Genomic DNA, 24659 nt, shown 5'->3' with positions numbered 1-24659 from the left:
TGGTTGACTGGTTCAATTGCCTAAAAAATAATCAATTTTGAATAATCAAATTAATTCAATTGGATAATTTGGTTATCCACAAGTGATTCACATATTTATGCGCGAGTTTAGCGGATTATCCACACGCAAAAAGAAATGATTTATTGATCAGCTCTCATCATTAACAATTCACACGAGGTTTATGGTGTGGTTTAAAATGCCACCAATCTTTGCTGTTGAAATTGTAGGCGGTAATGCACCGATTTTCCATTTCCACCACCACCAAACCACCTTTGTCCAAAATTTTTTTCAACAACCGAATTTCGTCTTTGGTTAATGGCTGGCGTTCTGGTTTGCGCTGGTGTGCGTTCAATAGGGATTGCACGTCCCGCGTATTCAGAATATAGCGGTCTTGTTGTACACGCCCATAATACAGTACCATCATTACCATGCCTTTGGTGATGCCACGTTGATTCATTCGGTAATTAAAATGAAATGTGTCGTTATTTGAATAATCCATGATAATATACTCCAGAATATTATGAGAAAAGTTAGCCACATTATAGCCATTGAATTCAGCTACATAAAGTGTTTTTATTCCCAATAAACAATATAGTCACTTCGCACATAAAAACGACTATATTTTTAAGCTATTAAATTTTGTACACAGCTTTATCCCTAGTAAAATTATTATAATTCAATTAATTACTTAATTATCAACAGAGTTATCCACACTTCATCAAAATTTTTTATCAATCAAACTGTTCACGCAACAAAGGCAGCTTGAATACTCTTTCAGGCTGCCTGAATACAAAAATGGTAGAATAACCATTTTATTTATTTTCAAACAAAAATGAGTAGAATTTGGAGAATAATCATGTTTTCACTAAAATCCAAATGGACAGCACTCAATCAAAAAAATTACGCCCTACCGCCACTAACACGCCACGTCGTGTGGCGAACATTGGTCAATATGTTGTTTCCCAATGTGTGTTTTCTGATATTGGCTTGGTTTACACACACGGCTCGTCCGCTGATTAATATTGATTATTTTTGGGCTGCATTATTGTTTGCATTTCCTTACAAACCGATTCGTTGGTTGGGTTTTTTGGCGGCTTTTTGGGCAGTTATATTTGATGTTTTGTTATTTGTGATGCAGCTTTTTCCATTTTTTAATTTGGCTGGCGCGCGTTATTTGGCATCATTTTTTCCCAGTGCACCTTTGTTTTATCAAGTGGCAACGGTTGGCGTGGTACTTTATGTATTCATTTGCTTAATTCTCATGAAAAAGGTGGCAAATGGTGCATCATTTATTTACACAGCAATATTGAGTGTGATTTTAGTATTGGTGGGACATGGCACAGAACATATTCAATACTATAAAGGTTATGCCAATGGTTTGTTTGGCGCATCTAATTATTATTACATTGAAAGCCAATCTAGATTGTATGCACAAGAAGGCTTGGCTGACTTTATGGAAGCCATGCAAGTTACCCCTCGTTTTTTGCCGCTCAAATATGAACAAGCCATCGCGCATATGAAGCTTTTTGAATCTAAAAAAGTCTTATTTATTTTGAATGAATCATGGGGGGAAACCCAAAATCCTGCTGTTCAAGACGATATTTTGGCAAAACTAATCGCACAAAAAGACAAATTCAGTTTGTGGCAACGCGGTGCGATTCAATTTGTAGGTGCAACGGTGGAGGGAGAAATGCGTGAATTGTGTAAAATGGGTATAGAAGGTTTTGCCTTTCAACGAACACCTGCAGAACAATTTGTGAATTGTTTACCCAATCAATACCGCAAACATGGTTACAATACCATTGCTTTACATGGCGCAAGTAGCCAAATTTACGACCGTTTTAGTTTGTATCCTAAGATGGGTTTTCAACAATTCATCACTTCAGAAAGCCTAATGGGTAAAAAACATTGTGAAGCATTCAACGGTATTTGTGATACTGAACTGTTGGACACAGTTAAAAAACAATTTGCTCAACAGGATAAATTGTTCTTTTATTGGCTAACACTAACCACTCATTCCACTTATCCCGATGGAGATTTACACAATCGGCGATTTAATTGTCAAGCATATGGATTGATGGAAACCGCGCCCACTTTGTGCCGTAATTTTCGTTTACAAGCACAATTTTTTGATGGTTTAGCAGAACTAATACAATCGCCAGAAATGAAAGGTGTGGAAGTGTTTGTGGTTGGTGACCACGCTCCGCCCGTACTGGATATGAAAGAACATCGCCAACTCAATCGTAAAGCACTGGTAGCGTGGTTACATTTTAAAATCAAACCTTAAATTTTCAGGCAGCCTGAAAAATATTTTTTATTAAACAAGGAAATATGATGTCATTAAATATTATTATTTTAGCGGCTGGTAAAGGCACGCGTATGTATTCCAATATGCCCAAAGTGTTGCACCAAATTGCGGGTAAATCCATGCTGGAACACGTTATCAATGTTGCCGAAACACTCAAACCCAGTAACATCAACGTGGTAATCGGACATGGCAAAGAACAAGTTTTGGCACAACTTGCCCACAAAACCAACATCACTTGGGTGGAACAAACCGAACAATTAGGCACAGGACACGCCGTGAAAATGGTTTTGCCACATATTCCGCCGTATGGTCGTACATTGGTGTTATATGGTGATGTGCCTTTGATTGACACGGCTACTTTGTCGCAGTTGTTGGATACTGCAGGCGAACAAGTTGGACTTTTAACCGACGTATTGGACAATCCCACAGGCTACGGACGCATTCTCCGTAATCGTGATGGCAAAGTGGAAGGCATTGTGGAAGAAAAAGATGCACGTATCGAACAAAAAGCCATTCGCGAAATTAACACAGGGATTTTTGTGTTGCCGAATCGCTATTTGGATAACTGGTTGGGCGCACTCAGTGCAGAAAATGCACAAGGCGAATATTATTTGACAGATGTGATTGCGTTAGCGGTACGTGATGGCATTCATGTGAATCCGATGATGGTACGCGCATCGTATTTGGCATCGGGTGTGAATAATAAAATACAATTGGCTGAATTAGAACGCATTTATCAACGTGAACAAAGCAGTGCATTACTCCGACAAGGCGTAACCTTGCGTGATCCAGCGCGTTTGGACATTCGAGGCAGCCTGAAAGTGGGTTTAGATGTGGTGATTGATGTGAATTGTGTGTTTGAAGGCGACAACGAATTGGGCGACAACGTACAAATTGGCGCAAATTGCATCATTAAAAATGCCAAAATTGGTGCTGGTACAGTGGTTCAGCCGTTTAGTCATTTTGAGAATTGCGAAATTGGCGCGAATGCTCAAATTGGTCCGTTTGCGCGATTGCGTCCACAAGCGGTGCTGGCGGACGATGTGCATATTGGTAATTTTGTGGAAGTGAAAAACAGCACCATTGGAAAAGGAAGTAAGGCCAATCATTTGACTTATTTGGGTGATGCGACCATTGGCACAAACACCAACATTGGTGCAGGAACGATTACTTGCAATTATGATGGTGTGAATAAGCACAAAACCGTGATTGGTAATGATGTGCGGATTGGTTCGGATACGATGTTGGTTGCGCCTGTAACCATTGAAGACAAAGTAACCACAGGTGCAGGCAGCGTGATTACTAAAAATTGCGAATTGGGAAAATTGGTGGTAGCGCGTGCGCAACAAGTGGTGATTGAAAATTGGCAACGTCCCGAAAAAACGCCTGTTACACCAGCACAAACAGAGTCAACCGAAAAGCCAACCAAATCCAAAACCCCACGCAAACGCAGCACCAAACGTTGATTTCGTTTTAGGCTAACATTTTATAAATATAGTGTTTTAAATTTAAATTAGGATTGCGCGTGGTATATTTGAATTTAAAGCACTATAAAAAAACCTGTTAATGCGAACATCAACAGGTTTTTATTTTAATTTGACTTAAAACATTAGTTTTCTTCTGCGCCTTCGTATGGACGAACACTTACGGTTTTGCGGTTTAACGCGCCTTTAGTAGAGAACTCTACATAACCATCAACTTTAGCGAATAAAGTGTGATCTTTGCCCATGCCTACGTTATTACCTGCGTGGAATTTTGTACCACGTTGGCGAACGATGATTGAACCTGCAGGAATCAATTCGTTACCAAATGCTTTAACGCCCAAGCGTTTAGCTTCTGAATCGCGACCGTTGCGGGTGCTACCGCCAGCTTTTTTACTTGCCATGTTATATGCTCCTGATTAGTGGATTAGCCAATAGACACGATTTCAATACGTGTGTAGTTTTGGCGATGACCTTGACGTTTTTGGTAGTGTTTGCGGCGACGCATTTTGAAAATGCGAACTTTTTCGCCACGACCATGTTCTACCACTTTAGCCACTACTTTTGCACCTGCAATAGTAGGTGTGCCTACTGTTAATTTGTCGCCGTCAGCAATCATCAGAACTTCAGTCAGTTCGATTTGGCTGTCGAGTTCGGCAGGTATCTGTTCTACGTTTAATTTTTCGCCAACGGCAACTTTGTATTGTTTACCGCCAGTTTTTACGACCGCGTACATACTCAACTCCATGAGAAATCGGTTAATTTAAAAAATTCCGCAATTAGCGCGGAATAGGAAAACACAAAATTATGGCAATATTGGTTTGTTTTGTCAAATTATTTTATTTAAAATAATCAAATTTGATGCTTTTCAGGCTGCCTGAAAATGAAAGGAATAATTTATGATTAGCAGATTACGCGGTACACTCATTGACAAAACACCACCGCAAATTGTGATTGATGTAAATGGCGTGGGCTACGAAGTTGATGTGTCCATGCAGACTTTCTACGCGCTGCCTGCTTTGGGTGAAACTGTGCAGCTTTACACGCAATTGGCGGTACGCGAAGACGCACATTTACTGTTTGGTTTTGCGGATTTGGCTGAACGTGCCACGTTTCGCCAATTGGTTAAAGTGAGTGGTATTGGTGCAAAAACGGCTTTGGGGATTTTGTCGGCGTTGTCGCCTGACGATTTAGCGGCGGCAATCGCATCGGAAGATGTGAAAAAGTTATCGTCTGCGCCCAGTGTTGGCAAAAAAACCGCCGAACGCATGATTTTGGAATTGCGTGGTAAATTAACAGTTTCAGGTAGCCTGAAAGATGATTTGCTGCACGCCACAGCATCTGTGGATAACTCGGAAGATGTCGTCAGCACGCTGTTGGCTTTAGGCTACAATGAAAAAGAATCGCGATTGGCTGTGAAAGGTTTAGCGGCTGATGTTGATGTGAGCGAAGGGGTTAAATTGGCGTTGAAGAATTTGATGCGTTGATGAAAATTACTGATAAAATACTTCTTTTTGGGAGTAAAACACATGAATTCTAAAGAAGCACAAAATGACTGGGAGCGCATGATTGCCAAAAGTTTGGAATCGCGATTATGCGGATTTGGCGCAACCGAAGAAGAGGCACAAAGTGCATTGCATTTGTTGGATTTTGATGATATTCGTTTGTTGTTGTCGTGTTCGGATGATGAATTACGTTCTAAATTTGCTTATTTATATTAAGAACACAGGTTCTAAAAATACAGGCGGCGTTCTAAAAAGGCAGCCTGGAAGAAACTATGCTTTCAGGCTGCCTTTTATTAATCAATTACCATTAATTTCATTATTCAACTGTAACCGATTTTGCCAAATTGCGCGGTTTATCCACATCTGTGCCACGTGCCAAAGCCGCATGATACGACAATAACTGTACGGGAATGGTATGCACAATCGGCGACAATGTGCCTGCATGGCGCGGTGTACGAATCACGTGAATATTGTTGGCACTGCTTTCGTATTCGCTATCCAAATCCGTGAACACAAATAATTCGCCACCACGTGCTGAAACTTCTTGCATATTCGCTTTGACTTTGTCTAACAAACCGTCTTTGGGTGCAATCACCACAATGGGCATATTTTCATCAACCAACGCCAGTGGCCCATGTTTCAATTCACCAGCAGGATAGGCTTCGGCGTGAATGTAGGTAATTTCTTTTAATTTTAATGCGCCCTCCAACGCAATTGGGTAATGAATACCACGCCCCAAAAATAATGTGCTCGATTTTTTAGCGAATTTTTGCGCCCATGTTGCAATTTGCGGTTCAAGATTCAGTGCGTGTTGCAGGCTGCCTGAAAGTTCGCGCAATTCTTGTGTATAACTTGCTAATTTTTCATCAGAGATTTGATGGCGTAAACGTCCCAAAGTTACCGATAATCCAAATAACACAACCAGTTGAGTTGTAAATGCTTTGGTTGATGCCACACCGATTTCAGCGCCTGCACGTGTGTATAACACCAATTCGCTGTTGCGTGGCAATGCCGATTCCATCACATTACAAATAGACAAACTGTGTTGGTGTCCCAATGATTTTGCAAATTTCAAGGCTTCCATTGTGTCCAGCGTTTCGCCTGATTGCGAAATGGTGATGATGAGTTGTTTTGGATTGGCAATGACATCTCGGTAACGGTATTCACTGGCAATTTCCACATCTGTTGGTATTTTGGCGATGCTTTCTAACCAATATTTACCCGTTAATGCGGCATAATAAGACGTTCCACACGCCAAAATCTTAATGCTATCAATATCTTCAAAAATCTGTTTTGCGTTATTACCAAAGTTTTCGGCAATAAATCCGCCATCTAAAAACACTTCGGCGGTGTCGGCAACAGCGCGTGGTTGTTCGTAAATTTCTTTTTGCATGAAATGGTTATACGCACCCAATTCCAACGATGCCAATGACAATTCCGAATTTTTAATCACGCGTTCTACTTGCTTACCTGACTTATCCACAAGTTGAACAAAGCCATGTGCATTTAATAATGCGATGTCGCCATCTTCCAAGTAACTGATTTTTCGTGTAAATGAAATCACGGCCGATACATCTGATGCAATGAACGTCTCATTTTCGCCCAACGCCACCAACAGCGGACAACCCATACGTGCCACAACCATATTTTGCGCATTGTCCTGTGCGATAACCGCAATCGCATAGGCACCGTGAAAACGTTTGCAGGCAGCCTGAACCGCCGCAAACAAATCGCCACCATTTTGGTCGTATTCGTGGCGCACACTGTGTGAAATCACTTCGGTGTCGGTTTGTGATTCAAATGTGTAGCCCAACGCCTGCAATCGGGCACGTTCGGTTTCAAAATTTTCAATAATGCCATTGTGGACAACTGCGATTTTGCCACCTGAAATATGTGGGTGAGCATTCGGCTCGGTAACGCCGCCATGTGTTGCCCAGCGTGTGTGTCCGATGCCAAGTTGCCCAAATACGCCTTTTTCTTTGGCGGCATCTTCCATATTTGCCACACGCCCCACGCGGCGCACGCGCTTGATTTTGTCGTTCATCAATACCGCAATACCCGATGAGTCGTAACCACGATATTCTAAACGTTTCAAGCCATCTGTTAAAAAATCCACTACATTGTTGTTTTCGCTACGAATTGCGCCAACGATACCGCACATATATTGTTCCTTAGTATCAAGTTTAAAAAATTCAAACTGCCCGACTTTCAGGCAGCCTGAACACGAAAGCACTGAATTATACGCGTAAGAATGTTAAAAAATGTTTCACATCAAAAATGTGTAAAAATGGACTTGATTGACGTGTATAAAATATAAGTTATCCACAAAGTTATATGACAAAAAATATTTATCCACACCTATGCTAAATTAAATCATTGTATTGTCCACATGATTATTATAAGTGAAATTTTATTTAAAAATAAAAGATTAGATTATTTATCCACAACAATTGTATTAACTCATAAAATATCATCCTATTAATTTTAAAAAAAAGATTTTTAAGGAATAAGTAATATTTTTCAGGCTGCCTGAAAAGATTTAATTCACATCAAAAAAAGCTCATGAATAGAATTGTGATAAATAAACAAAAGTGGGAAAATGAGGGCTTTCCTACCACTCTTAAAATTTGGAGAACACGATGAGCGTAAAAGTCGCTATTAATGGTTTTGGTCGCATTGGTCGTTTGGCATTGCGCCGTATTTTGAAAGTAGAAGGCGTTGAAGTTGTGGCAGTAAATGACTTGACTCCTGCTGATATGTTGGTTCACTTGTTCAAATACGACACCACGCAAGGTCGTTTTGACGGTACTGTGGAATTAAAAGAAGATGCGATGTTGGTTAATGGCAAAGAAATCAAAGTTTTCGCCAAACCCAATCCAGAAGAATTGCCTTGGAAAGATTTGGGTATTGATGTGGTATTGGAATGCACAGGTTTCTTTACCAGCAATGAAAAATGCCAAGCTCACATTCGTGCAGGTGCGCGTAAAGTAGTGATTTCTGCTCCTGGTGGTAATGATGTGAAAACCGTTGTGTTTAATGTGAACCACGATATTTTAGATGGCAGTGAAACCGTGATTTCTGCGGCATCTTGCACCACTAACTGTTTGGCTCCAATGGCAAAAGTATTGCAAGATAAATTTGGCGTGGTACAAGGTTTGATGACCACCATTCATGGTTACACTGGCGACCAAAATACTTTAGATGCACCTCATCGCAAAGGCGATTTCCGCCGTGCGCGTGCCGCTGCTGCTAATATCGTGCCAAACAGCACAGGTGCAGCCAAAGCGATTGGTTTGGTGATTCCAGAATTGAATGGCAAATTAGATGGTTCAGCGCAACGCGTTCCTGTGCCAACAGGTTCATTGACCGAATTGGTTTGTGTGCTTGAGAAAAAAGTAACCAAAGAAGAAATCAATGCAGCCATGAAAGCGGCTGCTAATGAATCTTTTGGTTACACTGAAGATGAAATTGTGTCATCAGACATCATTGGCATCAACTTTGGTTCATTATTTGACGCGACTCAAACGCGAGTACAAACTGTTGGTGAAAGTCAATTGGTAAAAACCGTGGCTTGGTACGACAACGAAATGTCTTATGCAAGCCAACTGGTGCGCGTGTTGAAATATTTTGCAGAAAAAATTTAATTAATTTAAGTCTGTTGTAAAAAAGGCTGCCTGAACGAATATTTTTGTTTTCAGGCAGCCTTTTTGTATTTTTGCTAAATTATCCAGTTGAATTAAATTAAGAAAAATCCTATAATTCAACTTGATTTTCAATCATCAAAAAAATTGATGCATCATTGATAAATCTTGAAAAGATTGGATTTTAAGCATATTTCAAAAATTTGGCTGATTTTATGCAAATTTTGGCATTTTTTGATTGAGCCATTGTTGAATTTCGTTACTGCTGTTTTGTCCAATCATTTTGACGTGGCTATGATAACTTAAGTAAGCATCTTCGGTTTGATGGAAATTCGGTAGATTGGGTTTTTGGGGTTCAGGCTGCGTTTCGTGATTCAAATGTGCGAGTAAGCGGCGGAGGAATTGTTCGAACTGTTTGCGTTCGCTGGCGGAAAAGGGTAAAAGCATTTGTTTACGCGCTGCAGCACAAACGGGTGCGGCTGTTTGAATGCACTGTACGCCTGCTGGTGTGAGTTGCAACACTATTTGACGGCGGTCTTGGCGATTCTCGTGGCGACGCAATAAACCTTTACTGACCAAATCATCAGATAATCGCGTTAATGAAGTGCGTGTTAGATCCAGTAAACTGCTTAGTGTAGAAGGCAAAATTTGATAATCAGGCGCAGCGTATGCCATCAATAATGCTGTCCATTCGTGATGTTGAATGTGATAGGGTGCAAGTACTTGATTCAGCTCATTGATGATGCGTGGGTGTATATGATGGAACAACCGCAATAACAAAAATTGATTATCGGCACATTGTGGTGTTTGCTGATTGGCTTGTTTAAGCTTTTGTTCAAATTGAGAAAATGTTGTTTCAGTCATGATTTATTGCAGGTTTGAAACTAAATACTAAATTATAATTACTTATGTGATAATTATCAATGATAAATTACCCATAAGGCTGATTTTTCCATATAATTTGTTGCATAAGCAACAGAATAAAATTTGTGATAACTGTGCGATTAAAGCGCAAAAATGCTATAATTTCGCCCTTTAAACTTCCGCCTAGAGATAGATTATGCTAAGCACCATTCCCTATTTTCAACAAAATTTGGAACACGATTTAAGCCGCGTTAATCTGGTGGTCAATCAAGCCGTGCAATCTGATGTTGCGCTGATTTCCCAAATTGGCACTTATATTATTGGGGCAGGTGGCAAGCGTTTGCGCCCTATTTTGACTATTTTGTCTGGAAAATGCTTGGGTTACGATGACGATAAATTGTATTCGCTCGCGGCAATGGTGGAATTTATCCACACATCAACCCTGTTACACGATGATGTCGTGGACGAAAGCGAATTAAGACGCGGGCGCAAAACCGCCAATAATTTATTCGGTAATGCGGCGGCGGTGTTGGTGGGCGACTTTTTGTACACACGCGCTTTTCAATTGATGGTGGGTTCAGGCAGCCTGAAAATTTTGGAAGTGATGGCAGATGCCACAAACATCATTGCCGAAGGCGAAGTGATGCAATTGATGAATATCGGTAATATTGACATCACTGAAGCGCAATATTTACAAGTGATTCAATACAAAACCGCCAAACTGTTTGAAGCTGCCGCGCAAGTGGGCGCGATTTTGGCAGGCGCAACCCATGAACAAGAAACCGCATTGAAAAATTTTGGTATGTACATGGGAACAGCGTTTCAAATTATTGATGACGTGTTGGATTATTCAGGCAGCGTGGAACAAATTGGCAAAAACGTGGGCGATGATTTAGCTGAAGGCAAACCAACTTTGCCATTGATTTATTTGATGCAACAGGGCAACGATGTCGCCGCTCAAGACGTTCGCACCGCGTTACAAAATGCTGATCGCGAATATTTTGACCAAATTCATGCTCATGTAACTGAATCCGATGCGCTTAATTATTGCATGGAACAAGCCAAAAAAGCCGTTGCTCAAGCGATAGGCTGCCTGAAAATGCTGCCTGAAAACGAAGTAACTGTGGCGATGCGTCAAATGGCGGAATTGTCGGTGGAGCGAGTATCGTGATGAATGCGAATCCAGTTGCGTTGTTTTTGGTGGGCTTGATTTTTTTGGGCGTACTGGGAAATAATGGCACAATGACCATTTCCGCAGCCGTATTGTTGTTGCTGCAACAAACTTTTTTGGTAAAATATTTACCGCTTGTGGATAAATATGCGTTGCAATGGGGTATTATTTTGCTGACGATTGGCGTGTTGAGTCCACTGGTTTTGGGTAAAACACAATTACCGAATGCGACGACTTTTTTCAGTGTCAAGATGATGTGTGCGGTGCTAATTGGGGTGTTGGTGGCGTGGATTGCGGGGCGAGGTGTACCGCTTATGAATACGCAGCCCACATTGGTAACGGGGTTGCTGGTGGGGACAATTTTGGGTGTAGCGTTTTTGGGAGGTATACCAGTTGGTCCTTTGATTGCGGCTGGATTATTGTCATTTGTGGTTGGAAAATTTTAGTTTACCCCATCGTAGTTCAACGGATAGAACGCATGCCTCCTAAGCGTGAAATACAGGTTCGATTCCTGTCGGTGGGATTGTTGTGAATAAAAAAGCAGCCTGAAAACTTATCCACAGTTTTCAGGCTGCTTTTTATTGTGCTGAACGCATTTTTATTAGCGAGACAATTCGCGAGAAATTGCTTGTACGTTTAATTGGCGGTCGCGAATTACGTCAAGTAATTTTGTTGCTTGCGCGGTATTACCGCGTTTTTGGGCGATTTTGAGTTGGGTTTGGGCGGATTTGAGTGCGGCTTTTTCGCGTTCAATTTCGTGTTCCAACACTTGTTTGCGCGTTAAAACGGGTTTGGGTTGTGCGGTTGGCAAGGTTACCACTGGTGCAGGTGTTTTATTTTTATCGGTTTTGTCATTTTTCACTTCTTTGGATTGAATGATGATTTTGCTATTTTTTTCTTTGCTGTTGCGTAACAAGGTTTCAATGCGTTCTTGTTCGGATTTGATGCTGGCGGCTGGGGTTTTGGTGTTTTGATTTTTGTGGGTGTTTTTGGTTTCGTGGGTTTTTTCAATGGGTTTGATGGGCAATACGGTAATATCGTTTTTTTGTTTTTCCATTTGGTTGATTTCGTCCCATAATAAGCGAATATCTTGATTTAATTGTTCTTCTTCATTGGCAATATTGGTTGGTGTTGTTGATTGAGAAACGGACGCACTTGGAATGGGTGGATTAACTTTTTGATTTAATGGTGCATTATGCCTTATTTGAGGTGTTATTTTTTCCAAAGGTTGCGGTTCATCGGGGTCGGGCGCGACTTCTTCGGGCGTATTGGCGTAGGTGGGCGCGGTATTCCAACGGATTTTGCTTTGTGCGTAGCTGGGCAAATTGATTGCCAAGGCAATCACGAAAGCCAGCAAGGTTTTCAAATAATCGGTCAGTTTCATAATATTTCATTCAATTTAATTTAATTTTTTTCAGGCTACCTTGAATTTATCGGCTGCCTGAAAATCGGAAAACAGATAAAATTCAACTTTCAGGCTGCTAAATTGATTCAGGCAGCCTGAAAATACGAAAGCCAGCATTGTAAACCACACCACCCATTTTTCAAAAAAAACAAATGCAAACCCTTGTAAAAATCCCATCTGATTATGCGATTCACCAATATTTTGCCGAACAAACCGACAGCCGTTTGGCTGTGTTGCGCCATGCCCCTAGCCACATCACGCTTATCGGTGCAGACGGCGACATCAGCAGGCATTTATTAGCCACGCGTTATCCTGAAGCCGTATTTGTGGAATATGACCACCGTGCTGATTGGCTTCAGGCTGCCGCCTCTGCACGCAAAATCAGCCTGTTTGCCAAATTAATAGGCAAAAAAATGATACAACATCATCAATTAATTACTCAAAAATTACCTGAAGCCAGCACCACAATGCTGTGGGCAAATTTGGCTTTGATTCACGCTCATGAAATTGTTCCTGTGTTGGAAAATTGGGCGCAGGCGTTGAAAACCGATGGTTTGCTGTTTTTCAGCCATTTTGGGGCGGATACGCTGCCTGAAATTCGTGAATTGTTGGCACAACATGGCATCACTTGTGCGGCACCCACATTGGTGGATATGCACGATTTAGGCGATATGCTCTACCATCACGGTTTTTATGACCCGATAACCGATACCGCTAAACTGGTGCTAACGTATCAAAAAGCCACAACTTTTTGGCAAGATATGCACGCGTTGGGTTTGTGGGACGCATTGCAACCGAGCGACCCAGTCGCCGCCCATATGATTGTGGATAACGCGTGGCAGTCGGGTGCATTGCATCAAATCACGCTGGAAACGGTGTTTGCGCACGCCATCAAAAAATTGATGCTGCCTGAAAATGAACAATTGGTACAATTTTATTCACGCAAATGATTTTTTGTTTTTCAGGTTGCCTGAAATACGGCGAGTCCAGCGCGCACATATTAAAGATTGACGTATAATTTCTGTTTTTTCATCACACAAATTGATTCTCATGACTTTTGAACAAGCACTCGCCCGACTGGAAATCATCGCTCAATCCATGCAATCTCAACAACCTTTAGATGAAGCACTTGCTGCCTATACTGAAGGTTGCGAATTGGTTAAATTTTGTCAAACCAAATTAGCTGAAATGGAACAAAAATTACAGGTTTTGGATAACCAAAAATTGAAGGAGCTAAATCTTGATAACGAATAATCTCAAACAGTGGCAACAACGCGCCCAAGCCCAAACCGAAATTTTATTAGAACGCGCTTTGCCTTCCATCAATCAAGCCCCCGAAACCCTACATGAAGCCATGCGCTATGTAACGTTGGGAGGGGGCAAACGTTTGCGCCCATTATTGGTGTGGGCGGCGGCGGAGTTGGGCGACAGTGTTCAGGCTGCCTGTGAAGCGGCGGCGGTGGCGGTGGAGTGCATACACGTTTATTCACTGGTGCATGACGATATGCCCGCCATGGACAATGACAGTTTACGGCGCGGTAAACCCACTTGTCATGTGCAATACGATGAACCTACGGCATTGTTGGTCGGCGATGCCTTGCAAACACTGGCGTTTGACGTGTTATCCACAGCCACTGCGTTATCGCCAGCGCGACAAATTCGCATGATAAACGTATTGGCGAAAGCATCAGGCAGCATGGGTATGGCAGGTGGTCAGGCGATTGATTTAGCGAATGTTGGCGTGGATTTGTCGCAAATTCAGTTGGAACAAATGCACGGTTGGAAAACAGGCGCGTTGATTCGGGCGGCGGTGGCGTTGGGTGCGTTGAGTTGTCCTGATTTAGATGATAATGCGTTGGCAGCGTTGGATAATTATGCGACTAAATTGGGTTTGGCGTTCCAAGTAATTGATGATGTGTTGGACTGCGAAGCCGACACCGCTACACTGGGCAAAACCGCAGGTAAAGATGCAGAAGCCAATAAACCGACTTATGTCAAACTCATGGGTTTGACCGCTGCTCGCGAATACGCCAACACGCTGATTCAACAAGCCATTGATGCGTTACAATTGTTTGATGAACGCGCCGACCGTTTACGCCAATTAGCGGAATTTGTGGTGATTCGCAAAAATTAGAACCTGTGCTCTTAATCTTCAGGCTGCCTGAAACAGCCAGATATCAAATAGAAAGATAAATCATGAAACAACGCACCTTAGCCAAAACCGTTACCGCCACAGGCGTGGGTTTGCATTCGGGTGAGCGCGTGTCGCTGACCCTACATCCTGCGCCTGTCCACTATGGTATCGCATTTCGCCGCAACGATTTGTCGGGTGAACAAGGCGAAATTGTGAAGCTGCACCCTAATTTGATTAACGATACGCGTTTATCGTCCACAGTTGTTACCGAAAGTGGCATTCGCATTGGCACAATCGAGCATATCATGTCCGCGCTGGCGGCATATGGTGTGGACAACATATTGATTGAGTTGAATGCGCCCGAGATTCCAATTATGGACGGCAGCAGTTTGCCTTTTATTTTTTTGTTGCAAGATGCAGGCGTGGTAGAACAAAACGCACCAAAAAAATTCTTGAAAATTTTAAAACCGATGGAAATTCAGCAAGCGGATAAATGGGTAAAATTTGAACCGCATGACGGTTTTAAAGTTGCACTCACAATTGAATTTGACCACCCTGTTTTTAATCAATCATCACCGCGTTTTGAGATTGATTTTGCTGGACAAAATTACATTGAAGAAATTGCGCGTGCGCGGACATTTGGTTTTATGCAGGAAGTGGAGATGATGCGCCAACATGGTTTGGGTTTGGGGGGGAATTTAACCAACGCGATTGTGATTGATGATGTGGATATTTTGAATCCAGACGGTTTGCGTTATCCTGATGAATTTGTGCGTCATAAAATTTTAGATGCGATTGGTGATTTGTATATTGTGGGGCATCCGATTATTGGTGCGTTTGAAGGTTACAAATCGGGACACGCGATTAATAATGCGTTGTTGCGGGCGGTATTGGCAGATGAAACCAGCCATGAATGGGTGGAATTTGCAGACGATGAAGACACACCTAACGCATTTTTTGGCGTGAACACATTAGCGGTAGCCTGAAACCTTTGCAAAACCCAAAAATTAACCTAAATCTCGTCATTCCCACGAATGCGGGAATCCAATAGCAAAATTTAGATAATTGATTTTATTTGATGGATTAAAAATCTATTTGAGATTGAAAATGGATTACCGCCTACGTGGTAATGACGACGGGTAGTTTTGCAAAGGTTTCAGGCTGCTTTTTTATTTCATTTTATTCCATTTTATGTCAATGAATTCAGGTTTCTTGAAAATAATAATTATCTAAATCCTTTTTTCTTAAGGAAAATATTTGATTTCTCTGCAAAATGACGATAACCTTTGGCGTTACCATGCACTTGGTCTGATTTCATGTCTTTGTTGCTCAACACATCTACCCACGCGTCTTTGAATAGTGGTAATTGGTATTGTTTGGCGAGTTCATCGTACAATGGGTGTTCGCTGACTTTGCCGATGAGTGCGCCTGCTGTGAAATATGGAATCGCGACCAACACAACATCTATATTAGACTTCCTGCGAAACTAAAACCCAAGCTACCTGTTGAATAATTCCAGCAATAAGGTTCAAGCGTAATCCCAATCGTTTGCTATGATTACGATAATGGTAAGATAATGCTTTGAATATATTATTTATTTACGTTCCTGCTCCACCACCAGCGTCTCCCGCTCCTTATGCAGATAGCTGCCTTGGGTGGTGATATAGAGCGTGTTTTGCAGTTTGCGCATGGGGAACTCCTTGGGTTTTGATCGCACTTTTTGGGGTGTTTAACAGGGGTGATCTACCTTAAAATTGTAAGTTCGGTTAAGTCTAGGAGTAGCACAACCTATGATTGCTACTTTAACTTGTCCTTATCATTTTGTTTTTGTAACTGGGTAATTGCTGCCTTTCTCAAATTTTGTACCCCCTCATTGGAAATATAGTCAATTTTCTTATCTGGATAATTTTCTTTAGCTTCACGAAATACATCTTCAGCTCCTTTTGTTAAGCCATTATCTCCTAATAAAAGATGCCCTTTACAATCTGGATGTTTCTTAATATCAGCAATAAATTTTTGCGCTACAGGCTTTGTTATTTTATTATTTTCATTTTTTACATCAATTCTTGTTTGCATCTTTTTACTATCATCTTCTTTCGGGTCGGAAAATTCAGATAAATTGCCAGTTGAAATTGCAATCATTTCATCAAAATTTTTTTCCGTATGATACAATCCAACGTCATGTCCACTATCTGGTGTATTAGTTGTGGTATGCCTAACAAAATCTACATGCGAATTATTCAACTGTCCCATTTGAGATATTAACTCGGTAACTTGCATTTCACCTTTTTTGCCTTGATTGCACATATATCAACCCACCATAACTAATACACTAGAGTCATTATTATAATTATTACGTTTCAAATTTAATAAATCTAAAATATTAGATATATTACCTGAAGATAACATTACTTGTTCTATGTTCGCAGCAATAATTTCTGTATCTGCTTTTTCTTCTGTATCTGCTTTTTCAATTTCTCTAATCCAAGCAGGTTCAATTTCTCTAATCCAAGTGGGAATTAATATATTTTCCACAATATTAGAAATATCATCACATTCAATATAATTTATTAAAGTTTTATTGGTTGAGTTTTTAGATTCTAGGATTTCTCTCGTCTTTATATAATCTTTTAATTTTTCATATACTTCTTCATTCAAATAAACTTCATCTATAGTTTCTGAAGTATCATCAAAATAATTTTGATCTTGATATTGCACTAAAAAGATATTCTTTGACATAATTTATCTCCATGGTTAAATTCACAAAACTTATAATTACTTATTTTCACTCCCCAAATAACTCCGCCACATACCCCACACTCCTATCCCGTTTCCCCAGCAACGCCGGCTGGTAAATCTCCACCAGCGAGCAGGCTTTGCAGCGTTTGCCGTAGTCGGGTGGCGGAGTTTGTCCACTGTTTAGAAGTTCGCGCACAGCGGCGATGGTGGCGAGTTTGTATTACACGGGTTTCAGACGGCCTGTTTTCGTGTCCACTTCCACCCAATCCAACACGCCGCTGATGCCCAATTTCTCCGCCCCACGCCTGCTTGTTGTGAATCAAGGCACATTAGCACAGGCAAAAGGCACGGTGTTACAGAGTGGAAAGGGTAGTCGTTTCAAATTTAATCTCTGTGAGACTTTTACTATTTTCGTAGTTTATGCAGGTATTCTAACAAAAAGAAAGTTTCGCAGGAAGTCTAACAATTCGGGTAGTCTTGCCAATGCTTGTGCGCTGGTGTCGCCTGATACGCCGCCATTGATGATTTGCCAACCTGTGATTTGTGCGAGTTGGCTAGGATAATCATTGCCTTGTGTTGCGCCGTAACTTGCTGTTAGTGAATCACCCAATACCAAAACCGTGCTACCTGAAGGTAATTTCTTGTGTTTTTTACTTTTTGAACAAGAGTTTAAAATCAAAGCAGTGGCACAAATGAGAAATTGTCGGCGATTAATTGAACCAATTGACATGATGAAATGACTTTCTGTCTCATAAAATAAAGGATTGTACGGTAAAATATTCGTTTATTGACTTTGAATTTTTCAGGCAGCCTGAATATGAAAACTTTGTTACTTGTGGACGGTTCGTCCTATCTTTACCGTGCTTTTTACGCGCTCACGCATTTGAGTGCGCCTGATGGCACACCAACCAATGCGGTGTATGGCGTGTTAAAAATGCTCAAAAGCCTACGTGCGGAACAACCTGCGGATTATTGCGCAGTGGTGTTTGATGCCAAAGGCAAAAATTTTCGCCATGCGCTTTTTCCTGATTATAAAGCCACGCGTCCGCCTATGCCTGATGATTTGCGTCCACAAGCCGAAATGCTGCCTGAATTGGTGGAATTAATGGGGTGGAAAGTTTTGAAAATTAATGATGTGGAAGCCGATGACGTGATTGGCACGTTGGCGGTTCAGGCTGCTGCACAAAACATGAACGTCATCATTTCCACAGGCGATAAAGACATGGCGCAACTGGTGAATACGCAAATCACATTAGTAAATACCATGAAAAATGAAACACTTGATTCAGCTGGTGTGATGCAAAAATTTGGCGTAAAACCCGAACAAATCCGCGATTTTTTGGCGTTAATGGGCGACAAAGTAGATAACGTTCCAGGCGTAGAAAAATGCGGTGAGAAAACGGCGGCGAAATGGTTGGCGGAATTTGGTTCGTTGGACGAAATCATGCGCCGCGCCGATGAATTTAAAGGCAAAATTGGTGAAAACTTACGCGCTGCCCTACCCCAATTACCGCTTTCTTATGAGTTGGTTACGATTAAAACCGATGTAGATTTGCATGAATCGTTGCCCAATGGGCTTGATGATTTGGCACGACAAAATCCGAATTGGCAGCAACTTGTGCCACGTTTTCGTGAATTGGGTTTTAAAACATGGCTCAAAGAAGCTGAAAACCAGTTGGCTATTGGCGAAACAGGCGATTTATTTGCCACACCTGCTGCGCCTGTTTTCAGGCAGCCTGAAAACATCAAAATTTTTGATGAATTACCAAAAGAACTAAATTATCAGGTAGTTACAACATCTGAGCAGTTGGCGAATTTGGTGGTACGGTTGCAATCATGTCGCCAAATTGGCTTGGATACCGAAACCAATTCGTTAGACCCCATGACAGCAAAATTGGTGGGCATTAGCATGGCGTTTGCGGCTGGTGATGCGGTGTACATTCCTGTGGCGCACACATTGGCGGAACAATTGGATTGGCAGGAAATTTCAGGCAGCCTGAAGCCTTTTTTGGAAGACAAAAATTTGGCAAAAATCGGTCAAAATTTGAAATATGACCAACATATCTTTAAAAATCATGGTATTGACTTACAAGGCATTGCGGGTGATGCCATGCTGGCATCGTATATTGTGGAAAGTCATTTGTCGCATAATTTGGACGATTTGGCGATGCGTTGGCTGGGTTTGGAGACGATTAGTTATGAAAGTCTGTGTGGCAAGGGCGCGAAACAAATTTCATTTGCTGATGTGAACGTGGCACAAGCCACCGAATATGCTTGCCAAGATGCGGATTTTGCGTTGCGAATTGAACAGCATTTACGCACTCAAATGGATGCCCAACAGATTGAAATATATGAAAATATGGAACTACCTGTTGCGCAAGTGTTGTTTCAAATGGAACGCGCAGGCGTCCACCTTGATTGTGCAGAATTGGCACAACAAAGCACGGAATTGGGTACAGAATTACTGCAATTAGAACAGCAAGCCTATGATTTAGCTGGGCAACCTTTTAATTTGAATTCGCCCAAACAATTACAAGAAATTTTGTTCAATCAATTGGGTATTCCCACTAAAGGTGTGAAAAAAACAGCCAAAGGTGGTTATTCTACTGATGAAAGCGTATTGGAAAAATTAGCTGACGATTATCCATTACCAAAATTAATTTTACAAAACAGAAGTTTGGCTAAATTAAAATCCACTTATACCGATAAATTACCAGAAATGATAAATCCGCAAACAGGACGTGTGCATACGAATTACGCGCAAGCTGTAGCGATTACGGGGCGTTTGGCGAGTAATAATCCGAATTTACAAAATATTCCAATTCGTACCAAACAAGGTCGCCGTGTGCGCCGCGCATTCAATGCGCCTGATGGTTATCTGATTGTTTCGGCAGACTATTCACAAATTGAATTGCGAATTATGGCGCATTTATCGGGTGATGCGACTTTGCAGGCAGCCTTTCAAAATAATGAAGATGTCCATAGACGTACGGCAGCGGAAGTGTTTGGGGTTGCGCCTGAAAAAATCACATTAGAACAACGACGTTATGCGAAAACCATCAATTTTGGTTTGATTTATGGCATGGGGGAATATGGTTTGGCGAAGTCGTTGGGCATTGACAATGTATCGGCGGCGATGTTCATCAAGCGGTATTTTGCGCGGTATACGGGCGTAGCGGAATATATGCAACGTACCAAAGAACACGCACAACAATTTGGTTTTGTGGAAACTTTATTCGGGCGTAAATTGTATTTGCCTGATATTCACTCCAATCATGCCATGAAACGTGCAGGCGCAGAACGTGCCGCGATTAATGCACCCATGCAAGGAACGGCTAGTGATTTGATTAAAAAAGCAATGATTGACGTATCAAAATTTTTAATGAATCAAAAAAGCCGTTTGGTGATGCAGGTTCACGATGAATTAGTGTTAGAAGTACATGAATCGGAATTGGATTGGATTCAAATCAAACTGCCTGAAATCATGTCGCAAGTGGGGGCGGAGGTATTGAATGTGCCACTTTTGGCGGAAGTGGGTGTCGGAAAAAATTGGGACGATGCACATTAATTGCATCATTTAGAACCTGTATTCACAGCCAAGCGCGGTGTCTTGTTTGCCCCATTTAGCACGCCTGCTGCGTTGAATTTTATGCCAATTAGAAACGCTATTGGCATAAAACTCGCCTGACATTCGGATTAACTGGGACAAAAATCCATTTCACGTTGACGATGAATACAGGTTCTAAATCCAATAGACAAACTTAAAACCTTTGTATAGTTGTTTAAAATTAAAAGACTACTGTGTTGTCCGCTCACTTATGTATTGGATGTAGACGGCGGTTGCCTTGCCCTATTTTTAATCTGAATGATATTTAACTAATTAAAAAATATAGTTAAAATTAGTTATAATAAATAAAGTAACTAAATTTTAATTTTATACAAAATAATTAACTGAATGATTAAGTAAGTATGTTGTTTGGTCATAATCAACTACCCAAATGTTGCTTATTCCTTTAAAATGACTGGCGGTTTGTTTTTCAGGCTGCCTGAAAGATAAATTTTTGATTTAACGTATAATTGGAGCAGATATGAAAGCCTTAGTTGCGGTAAAACGTGTGGTGGATTTCAATGTGAAAGTACGCGTGAAAGCCGATGGTTCTGATGTGGATATTGGCAATGTGAAAATGTCCATGAATCCGTTTGATGAGATTGCAGTGGAAGAAGCGGTGCGCTTGAAAGAGTCAGGTAAAATCAACGAAGTGGTGGCGGTATCGTTGGGCGAAAAAAAATGTGAAGACGTGTTGCGTACTGCGTTGGCGATGGGTGCAGACCGTGCCATTCATGTTGAAACAGATGAAAAATTAGAACCTTTATTGGTTGCCAAAATGTTGCAAAAGTTGGCAGTTAAAGAACAGCCACAAATTTTTCTGTTGGGAAAACAAGCAATTGATGATGATTCTAACCAAACTGCACAAATGCTTGCTGCCCTACTCCATGCCCCACAAGCAACTTGTGCAGCGCAAGTGGATTTAAATGATGATGAAGTGGTTGTGGTACGCGAAATTGATGGTGGCACGGAAACGGTGGCGTTGAAATTGCCTGCGGTAATTAGTGCGGATTTGCGTTTGAATGAACCACGTTTTGTGAAATTGCCTAATTTGATGGCGGCGAAGAAAAAGTCATTGGAAAAAATGATGCCTGCTGATTTGGGCATGGACGTGAAAACCCGTTTGGAAACCGTGAAAGTGTCCGAACCCAAAGCGCGCCAAGCGGGCGAAAAAGTGGATACTGTTGAAGAATTGGTGGCAAAACTTAAAGCTGCCAAAGTGATTTAAGGAGTAACTAAAATGACTGTATTAGTGATTGCTGAACACAATAATCAAACCTTGAATCCCGTCACGTTGCATGCGATTGGTGCTGCAGCAAAATTAGGCGATGTACATTTGTTGGTGGCAGGTTTTCAGGCTGCCTCGGTGGTGGAGCAAGCAAAAAAGATTGCTGTTGTGAACCAAGTTTTGTACAGTGATGTCGCGCATTATGAACATGGGCTGCCTGAAGAAATCGCCCCTTTGGTGGTATCGGTGGCGAATGATTATTCGCATTTTGTGGTGGCGGCGAATGCGTTTGGCAAAAATTTGGCACCGCGTGTGGCGGCTTTGTTGGATTGTAGCCAAATTTCTGATTTAACGGAAATTATTGATAATAAAACTTTTGTGCGTCCGATTTATGCAGGTAATGCATTGATTACGGTTCAAAGTGATGAGCCAAAATTGGTGCTGACGGTTCGTGCAACAGCATTTGATGCGGTTGCAGATGCTGGCGGAAATGCGAATGTGCAAAATTTGGTGGCTACGAATGCAGTAAATTTGAGTCGTTTTGTTTCACGTGAATTGACGCAATCCGACCGTCCAGAATTGACGCAAGCAAGAGTGGTTGTGTCGGGAGGGCGTGCTTTGGGCAGTGCGGAGCAATTTAATGCAGTGTTGATGCCATTGGCGGACGAGCTGGGTGCAGCGATTGGTGCGAGCCGTGCGGCGGTAGACGCAGAGTATGCGCCAAATGATAGTCAAGTTGGGCAAACGGGTAAAATTGTTGCGCCAGAATTGTACGTGGCGGTGGGCATTTCTGGTGCAATTCAGCACGTTGCAGGTATGCAGGATAGTAAAATTATTGTGGCGATTAATAAAGATCCTGATGCGCCGATTTTTAATATTGCAGATTTTGGTATGGTGGGTGATTTATTTGAAATTGTCCCAAATCTAACTAAACAGTTGAAAAGTAAGTAAATATTTAACAATGTTTCACGTGAAACAAATTTTACAAATTTTTGTTTCACGTGAAACACAGCAATTTACCAATAATCTAGATGTTTCACATGAAACATGATTATCCAAATGTTTCACGACAGGCTGCTTTTTTAGGCAGCCTGATTTCTTTCAATGGAAAAATATGATGCACATTTTCTACAATCCATAATTTGCACTTTTTTGTATTGGGCAATTATTCAGGTGGTCTGTGGTGTACCTATCTTGTGCGTATGGTCATTGCTGAATTCATCTCTACGGCTTTTTGTCTTGTTCGTTTATCATTTTCACCGTTGTAATATTTGCCAAATTGCGCCACTTATTTGTCCGATTTTGTTTAATTTGTGTTCAAAATCGCTATTGATAATTTAATTGGTTACTTTTTTGTTTGTTGATATGCACCGCTTCCGCATCAACTGAGTAAAAACCTTGCTTAATTGAGTGGCATGATACACAGTGAAAACTATAGTTTGTTTAAAATTAAAAATGCTATTGTGTTATGTGCTAGATTTACAAGGTGGCTGCCTTTTTCTATTTTTATTTTAAACGAATATAATGTGAACTTAGCTAAGCTAAACGAAATAATAACCTGTATTCACAGTCAAGCGCGATGTCTTTTTGCACCATTTGGCATACTTGCTGTGTTGAATTTCATGCTTATGCCAATAGGAATGCTATGGGCATAAAATCCATTTCATGTTGACTATGAATGCAGGTTCTAGGTTAATTTTGTATTTAGATTGTATTTTTAAGTTGCCTGAAAATGACAGATTTGTTCGTCAACTTTGGGAAAATAAGAGTGGGTATAACAACGATACATTATGTTACCGACTCACATAAATCCGTCCATTTAAAAAGGAAAATGATGTTCTGGAAAATAATCTCGTGGGTATTGGCTGTCGGTGTGTGTATGTATGTGTGGCAAAATGGGCAATCAGGGCAGCCTGAAAATCAGCCTAACCATGCCACGACCTCATCGCACAGTTCGCTACAATCCGCTCCATCTGATAACCAATCTGTTGAGTCAAATACGCTTGTTTTGGCAGTGCGCAGTCAAATTGGTAAAACCGTGCAATACGATTCGGCGTATACCACGTTGGCGTATCCGATGGGTGATGTGCCTTTGGAAAAAGGAGTGTGTACCGATGTGGTGATTCGTGCGTTACGTGAGCAAGGTTTGGATTTGCAAAAACTGGTTCACGAAGACATGAAACGTGATTTTTCTGCTTATCCAAAACGCTGGGGATTGAAACGACCTGATACGAATATTGACCATCGCCGTGTTCCTAATTTGATTGTGTATTTTACACGTCAAGGTTGGGTGGTGCAGGATAAGACATTTCAAGCTGGCGATTTAGTAACGTGGGAATTGAATGGTGGTCGCTTGCCGCATATTGGTATTGTGTCGGAGCGAAAGTTAGGTAATACACCGTTCATTATTCACAATATTGGTGCAGGTACACAGGAAGAAGATTTGTTGTTCAAACACAAAATCACAGGACATTTCAGGCTGCCTGAACAATTTCGCCACTCAATTTAATTTGCAATTTAATAGCCATTTTTTGTTAAAATAATCCCTTTCAGAGAGCTTTTTTATGGCGTCAATC

At 41.3% G+C, this 24659-nt stretch carries 25 protein-coding genes, 1 tRNA gene and 3 pseudogenes; 16 read left to right on the top strand and 13 right to left on the bottom strand.

Annotated elements, in window-relative coordinates:
* Window positions 1-160 precede the first annotated feature (160 nt).
* The gene (locus tag BWP33_RS11275; RefSeq protein ID WP_002642370.1) at window positions 161-499 is read right to left on the bottom strand and encodes a DUF4258 domain-containing protein; all 339 of its coding nucleotides are present in this window, start codon (window positions 497-499) and stop codon (window positions 161-163) included.
* 357 nt (window positions 500-856) lie between these two features.
* Here BWP33_RS11275 and BWP33_RS11270 point away from each other — a divergent pair, with 357 nt between their 5' ends.
* Both BWP33_RS11270 and glmU read left to right on the top strand, forming a co-directional pair.
* The gene (locus BWP33_RS11270; RefSeq protein ID WP_002642371.1) at window positions 857-2287 is read left to right on the top strand and encodes a sulfatase-like hydrolase/transferase; all 1431 of its coding nucleotides are present in this window, start codon (window positions 857-859) and stop codon (window positions 2285-2287) included.
* Between the two features lie 47 nt (window positions 2288-2334).
* Window positions 2335-3774, top strand: a complete 1440-nt coding sequence (glmU, locus tag BWP33_RS11265) for a bifunctional UDP-N-acetylglucosamine diphosphorylase/glucosamine-1-phosphate N-acetyltransferase GlmU (protein ID WP_002642372.1) — start codon at window positions 2335-2337, stop codon at window positions 3772-3774.
* A gap of 143 nt (window positions 3775-3917) precedes the next feature.
* On the opposite strand, the gene rpmA is transcribed toward glmU, so the two are convergent.
* Together rpmA and rplU are read right to left on the bottom strand one after the other, a co-directional pair.
* On the bottom strand, window positions 3918-4193 hold the full coding sequence (gene rpmA, locus BWP33_RS11260) for a 50S ribosomal protein L27 (protein WP_002642373.1): 276 nt from the start codon (window positions 4191-4193) through the stop codon (window positions 3918-3920).
* A gap of 23 nt (window positions 4194-4216) precedes the next feature.
* A complete protein-coding gene (gene rplU, locus BWP33_RS11255; protein ID WP_002642374.1) occupies window positions 4217-4525 on the bottom strand; it encodes a 50S ribosomal protein L21 in 309 nt (102 codons plus the stop codon).
* Between the two features lie 163 nt (window positions 4526-4688).
* Between rplU and ruvA the strand changes: the two genes are divergently transcribed.
* Together ruvA and BWP33_RS11245 are read left to right on the top strand one after the other, a co-directional pair.
* Window positions 4689-5276 carry a Holliday junction branch migration protein RuvA gene (ruvA, locus tag BWP33_RS11250; protein WP_002642375.1) on the top strand — a complete coding sequence of 196 codons (588 nt, stop codon included), beginning with the start codon at window positions 4689-4691 and terminating at the stop codon, window positions 5274-5276.
* Window positions 5277-5318: 42 nt separating this feature from the next.
* A complete protein-coding gene (locus BWP33_RS11245) occupies window positions 5319-5510 on the top strand; it encodes a hypothetical protein (RefSeq protein ID WP_002642376.1) in 192 nt (63 codons plus the stop codon).
* 100 nt (window positions 5511-5610) lie between these two features.
* On the opposite strand, the gene glmS is transcribed toward BWP33_RS11245, so the two are convergent.
* Window positions 5611-7455, bottom strand: coding sequence for a glutamine--fructose-6-phosphate transaminase (isomerizing) (gene glmS / locus BWP33_RS11240; RefSeq protein ID WP_002642377.1), 1845 nt, complete (start codon window positions 7453-7455; stop codon window positions 5611-5613).
* Between the two features lie 478 nt (window positions 7456-7933).
* Between glmS and gap the strand changes: the two genes are divergently transcribed.
* Complete coding sequence (gene gap / locus BWP33_RS11235; protein WP_002642378.1) at window positions 7934-8938, top strand: type I glyceraldehyde-3-phosphate dehydrogenase; 1005 nt, start codon at window positions 7934-7936, stop codon at window positions 8936-8938.
* Window positions 8939-9148: 210 nt separating this feature from the next.
* On the opposite strand, the gene BWP33_RS11230 is transcribed toward gap, so the two are convergent.
* The gene (locus BWP33_RS11230; protein WP_002642379.1) at window positions 9149-9799 is read right to left on the bottom strand and encodes a MarR family winged helix-turn-helix transcriptional regulator; all 651 of its coding nucleotides are present in this window, start codon (window positions 9797-9799) and stop codon (window positions 9149-9151) included.
* Between the two features lie 196 nt (window positions 9800-9995).
* Here BWP33_RS11230 and BWP33_RS11225 point away from each other — a divergent pair, with 196 nt between their 5' ends.
* The 3 genes from BWP33_RS11225 to BWP33_RS11215 all read left to right on the top strand — a co-directional run bounded on the left by BWP33_RS11225 (window position 9996) and on the right by BWP33_RS11215 (window position 11493).
* Window positions 9996-10970 (top strand): polyprenyl synthetase family protein, encoded by a 975-nt coding sequence (locus BWP33_RS11225; protein WP_002642380.1) that lies wholly within the window; start codon window positions 9996-9998, stop codon window positions 10968-10970.
* Complete coding sequence (locus tag BWP33_RS11220) at window positions 10970-11416, top strand: DUF441 domain-containing protein (protein WP_002642381.1); 447 nt, start codon at window positions 10970-10972, stop codon at window positions 11414-11416. The genes BWP33_RS11225 and BWP33_RS11220 overlap by 1 nt, the downstream gene beginning before the upstream one ends.
* Window positions 11417-11421: 5 nt before the next feature.
* A tRNA-Arg gene (locus tag BWP33_RS11215) sits at window positions 11422-11493 on the top strand.
* A gap of 78 nt (window positions 11494-11571) precedes the next feature.
* Here BWP33_RS11215 and BWP33_RS11210 read toward each other — a convergent pair.
* Both BWP33_RS11210 and BWP33_RS12575 read right to left on the bottom strand, forming a co-directional pair.
* Window positions 11572-12354, bottom strand: a complete 783-nt coding sequence (locus tag BWP33_RS11210) for a hypothetical protein (RefSeq protein WP_002642382.1) — start codon at window positions 12352-12354, stop codon at window positions 11572-11574.
* Window positions 12355-12384: 30 nt separating this feature from the next.
* Entirely contained in the window at window positions 12385-12552 is a 168-nt protein-coding gene (locus BWP33_RS12575) for a hypothetical protein (RefSeq protein ID WP_158666835.1), read from the bottom strand.
* Here BWP33_RS12575 and BWP33_RS11205 point away from each other — a divergent pair.
* From BWP33_RS11205 to lpxC, 4 genes are all read left to right on the top strand, one after another.
* Complete coding sequence (locus BWP33_RS11205) at window positions 12528-13325, top strand: class I SAM-dependent methyltransferase (protein ID WP_002642383.1); 798 nt, start codon at window positions 12528-12530, stop codon at window positions 13323-13325. The genes BWP33_RS12575 and BWP33_RS11205 overlap by 25 nt on opposite strands.
* A gap of 100 nt (window positions 13326-13425) precedes the next feature.
* On the top strand, window positions 13426-13629 hold the full coding sequence (xseB, locus tag BWP33_RS11200) for an exodeoxyribonuclease VII small subunit (protein ID WP_002642384.1): 204 nt from the start codon (window positions 13426-13428) through the stop codon (window positions 13627-13629).
* Window positions 13616-14509 (top strand): polyprenyl synthetase family protein, encoded by an 894-nt coding sequence (locus BWP33_RS11195; protein WP_002642385.1) that lies wholly within the window; start codon window positions 13616-13618, stop codon window positions 14507-14509. The genes xseB and BWP33_RS11195 overlap by 14 nt, the downstream gene beginning before the upstream one ends.
* A 62-nt stretch (window positions 14510-14571) precedes the next feature.
* Window positions 14572-15495 carry a UDP-3-O-acyl-N-acetylglucosamine deacetylase gene (gene lpxC / locus BWP33_RS11190; protein ID WP_002642386.1) on the top strand — a complete coding sequence of 308 codons (924 nt, stop codon included), beginning with the start codon at window positions 14572-14574 and terminating at the stop codon, window positions 15493-15495.
* Between the two features lie 239 nt (window positions 15496-15734).
* Here lpxC and BWP33_RS11185 read toward each other — a convergent pair whose 3' ends face one another.
* The 6 genes and pseudogenes from BWP33_RS11185 to BWP33_RS11160 form a co-directional block, all read right to left on the bottom strand.
* Complete coding sequence (locus BWP33_RS11185; RefSeq protein WP_224451240.1) at window positions 15735-15965, bottom strand: SGNH/GDSL hydrolase family protein; 231 nt, start codon at window positions 15963-15965, stop codon at window positions 15735-15737.
* Between the two features lie 141 nt (window positions 15966-16106).
* Window positions 16107-16199, bottom strand: a pseudogene (locus BWP33_RS11180) (CRISPR-associated endonuclease Cas1); the annotation flags it as partial.
* A 107-nt stretch (window positions 16200-16306) separates the two neighbouring features.
* Window positions 16307-16816: a hypothetical protein gene (locus BWP33_RS11175; RefSeq protein ID WP_002642389.1), complete on the bottom strand. Its 510-nt coding sequence runs from the start codon at window positions 16814-16816 to the stop codon at window positions 16307-16309.
* Between the two features lie 3 nt (window positions 16817-16819).
* Window positions 16820-17248: a hypothetical protein gene (locus BWP33_RS11170; RefSeq protein WP_002642390.1), complete on the bottom strand. Its 429-nt coding sequence runs from the start codon at window positions 17246-17248 to the stop codon at window positions 16820-16822.
* A gap of 46 nt (window positions 17249-17294) precedes the next feature.
* A pseudogene (locus tag BWP33_RS11165) lies at window positions 17295-17546 on the bottom strand (CRISPR-associated protein Cas4); the annotation flags it as partial.
* 162 nt (window positions 17547-17708) lie between these two features.
* Window positions 17709-17981 (bottom strand): annotated as a pseudogene (locus BWP33_RS11160) (arylesterase); the annotation flags it as partial.
* Between the two features lie 84 nt (window positions 17982-18065).
* Here BWP33_RS11160 and polA point away from each other — a divergent pair.
* From polA to BWP33_RS11140, 4 genes are all read left to right on the top strand, one after another.
* Window positions 18066-20816: a DNA polymerase I gene (gene polA / locus BWP33_RS11155; protein ID WP_002642392.1), complete on the top strand. Its 2751-nt coding sequence runs from the start codon at window positions 18066-18068 to the stop codon at window positions 20814-20816.
* A gap of 520 nt (window positions 20817-21336) precedes the next feature.
* Entirely contained in the window at window positions 21337-22083 is a 747-nt protein-coding gene (locus BWP33_RS11150) for an electron transfer flavoprotein subunit beta/FixA family protein (RefSeq protein WP_002642393.1), read from the top strand.
* 12 nt (window positions 22084-22095) lie between these two features.
* Window positions 22096-23034, top strand: a complete 939-nt coding sequence (locus tag BWP33_RS11145) for an electron transfer flavoprotein subunit alpha/FixB family protein (protein WP_002642394.1) — start codon at window positions 22096-22098, stop codon at window positions 23032-23034.
* 883 nt (window positions 23035-23917) lie between these two features.
* A complete protein-coding gene (locus BWP33_RS11140) occupies window positions 23918-24592 on the top strand; it encodes a DUF1287 domain-containing protein (RefSeq protein ID WP_002642395.1) in 675 nt (224 codons plus the stop codon).
* Window positions 24593-24659: the final 67 nt, after the last annotated feature.

Source organism: Simonsiella muelleri ATCC 29453, from assembly GCF_002951835.1.
Lineage (GTDB): Bacteria > Pseudomonadota > Gammaproteobacteria > Burkholderiales > Neisseriaceae > Simonsiella > Simonsiella muelleri.
Note: the sequence above shows the minus strand (reverse complement) of the source record. Positions and strands in the feature narration are given on the sequence as shown.

Coding starts and splice junctions, on each gene's coding strand:
- BWP33_RS11275 (WP_002642370.1), bottom strand. CDS start 499: ATGGATTATTCAAATAACGACACATTTCATTTTAATTACCGAATGAAT.
- BWP33_RS11270 (WP_002642371.1), top strand. CDS start 857: ATGTTTTCACTAAAATCCAAATGGACAGCACTCAATCAAAAAAATTAC.
- glmU (WP_002642372.1), top strand. CDS start 2,335: ATGTCATTAAATATTATTATTTTAGCGGCTGGTAAAGGCACGCGTATG.
- rpmA (WP_002642373.1), bottom strand. CDS start 4,193: ATGGCAAGTAAAAAAGCTGGCGGTAGCACCCGCAACGGTCGCGATTCA.
- rplU (WP_002642374.1), bottom strand. CDS start 4,525: ATGTACGCGGTCGTAAAAACTGGCGGTAAACAATACAAAGTTGCCGTT.
- ruvA (WP_002642375.1), top strand. CDS start 4,689: ATGATTAGCAGATTACGCGGTACACTCATTGACAAAACACCACCGCAA.
- BWP33_RS11245 (WP_002642376.1), top strand. CDS start 5,319: ATGAATTCTAAAGAAGCACAAAATGACTGGGAGCGCATGATTGCCAAA.
- glmS (WP_002642377.1), bottom strand. CDS start 7,455: ATGTGCGGTATCGTTGGCGCAATTCGTAGCGAAAACAACAATGTAGTG.
- gap (WP_002642378.1), top strand. CDS start 7,934: ATGAGCGTAAAAGTCGCTATTAATGGTTTTGGTCGCATTGGTCGTTTG.
- BWP33_RS11230 (WP_002642379.1), bottom strand. CDS start 9,799: ATGACTGAAACAACATTTTCTCAATTTGAACAAAAGCTTAAACAAGCC.
- BWP33_RS11225 (WP_002642380.1), top strand. CDS start 9,996: ATGCTAAGCACCATTCCCTATTTTCAACAAAATTTGGAACACGATTTA.
- BWP33_RS11220 (WP_002642381.1), top strand. CDS start 10,970: ATGAATGCGAATCCAGTTGCGTTGTTTTTGGTGGGCTTGATTTTTTTG.
- BWP33_RS11210 (WP_002642382.1), bottom strand. CDS start 12,354: ATGAAACTGACCGATTATTTGAAAACCTTGCTGGCTTTCGTGATTGCC.
- BWP33_RS11205 (WP_002642383.1), top strand. CDS start 12,528: ATGCAAACCCTTGTAAAAATCCCATCTGATTATGCGATTCACCAATAT.
- BWP33_RS12575 (WP_158666835.1), bottom strand. CDS start 12,552: ATGGGATTTTTACAAGGGTTTGCATTTGTTTTTTTTGAAAAATGGGTG.
- xseB (WP_002642384.1), top strand. CDS start 13,426: ATGACTTTTGAACAAGCACTCGCCCGACTGGAAATCATCGCTCAATCC.
- lpxC (WP_002642386.1), top strand. CDS start 14,572: ATGAAACAACGCACCTTAGCCAAAACCGTTACCGCCACAGGCGTGGGT.
- BWP33_RS11175 (WP_002642389.1), bottom strand. CDS start 16,816: ATGTGCAATCAAGGCAAAAAAGGTGAAATGCAAGTTACCGAGTTAATA.
- BWP33_RS11170 (WP_002642390.1), bottom strand. CDS start 17,248: ATGTCAAAGAATATCTTTTTAGTGCAATATCAAGATCAAAATTATTTT.
- polA (WP_002642392.1), top strand. CDS start 18,066: ATGAAAACTTTGTTACTTGTGGACGGTTCGTCCTATCTTTACCGTGCT.
- BWP33_RS11150 (WP_002642393.1), top strand. CDS start 21,337: ATGAAAGCCTTAGTTGCGGTAAAACGTGTGGTGGATTTCAATGTGAAA.
- BWP33_RS11145 (WP_002642394.1), top strand. CDS start 22,096: ATGACTGTATTAGTGATTGCTGAACACAATAATCAAACCTTGAATCCC.
- BWP33_RS11140 (WP_002642395.1), top strand. CDS start 23,918: ATGTTCTGGAAAATAATCTCGTGGGTATTGGCTGTCGGTGTGTGTATG.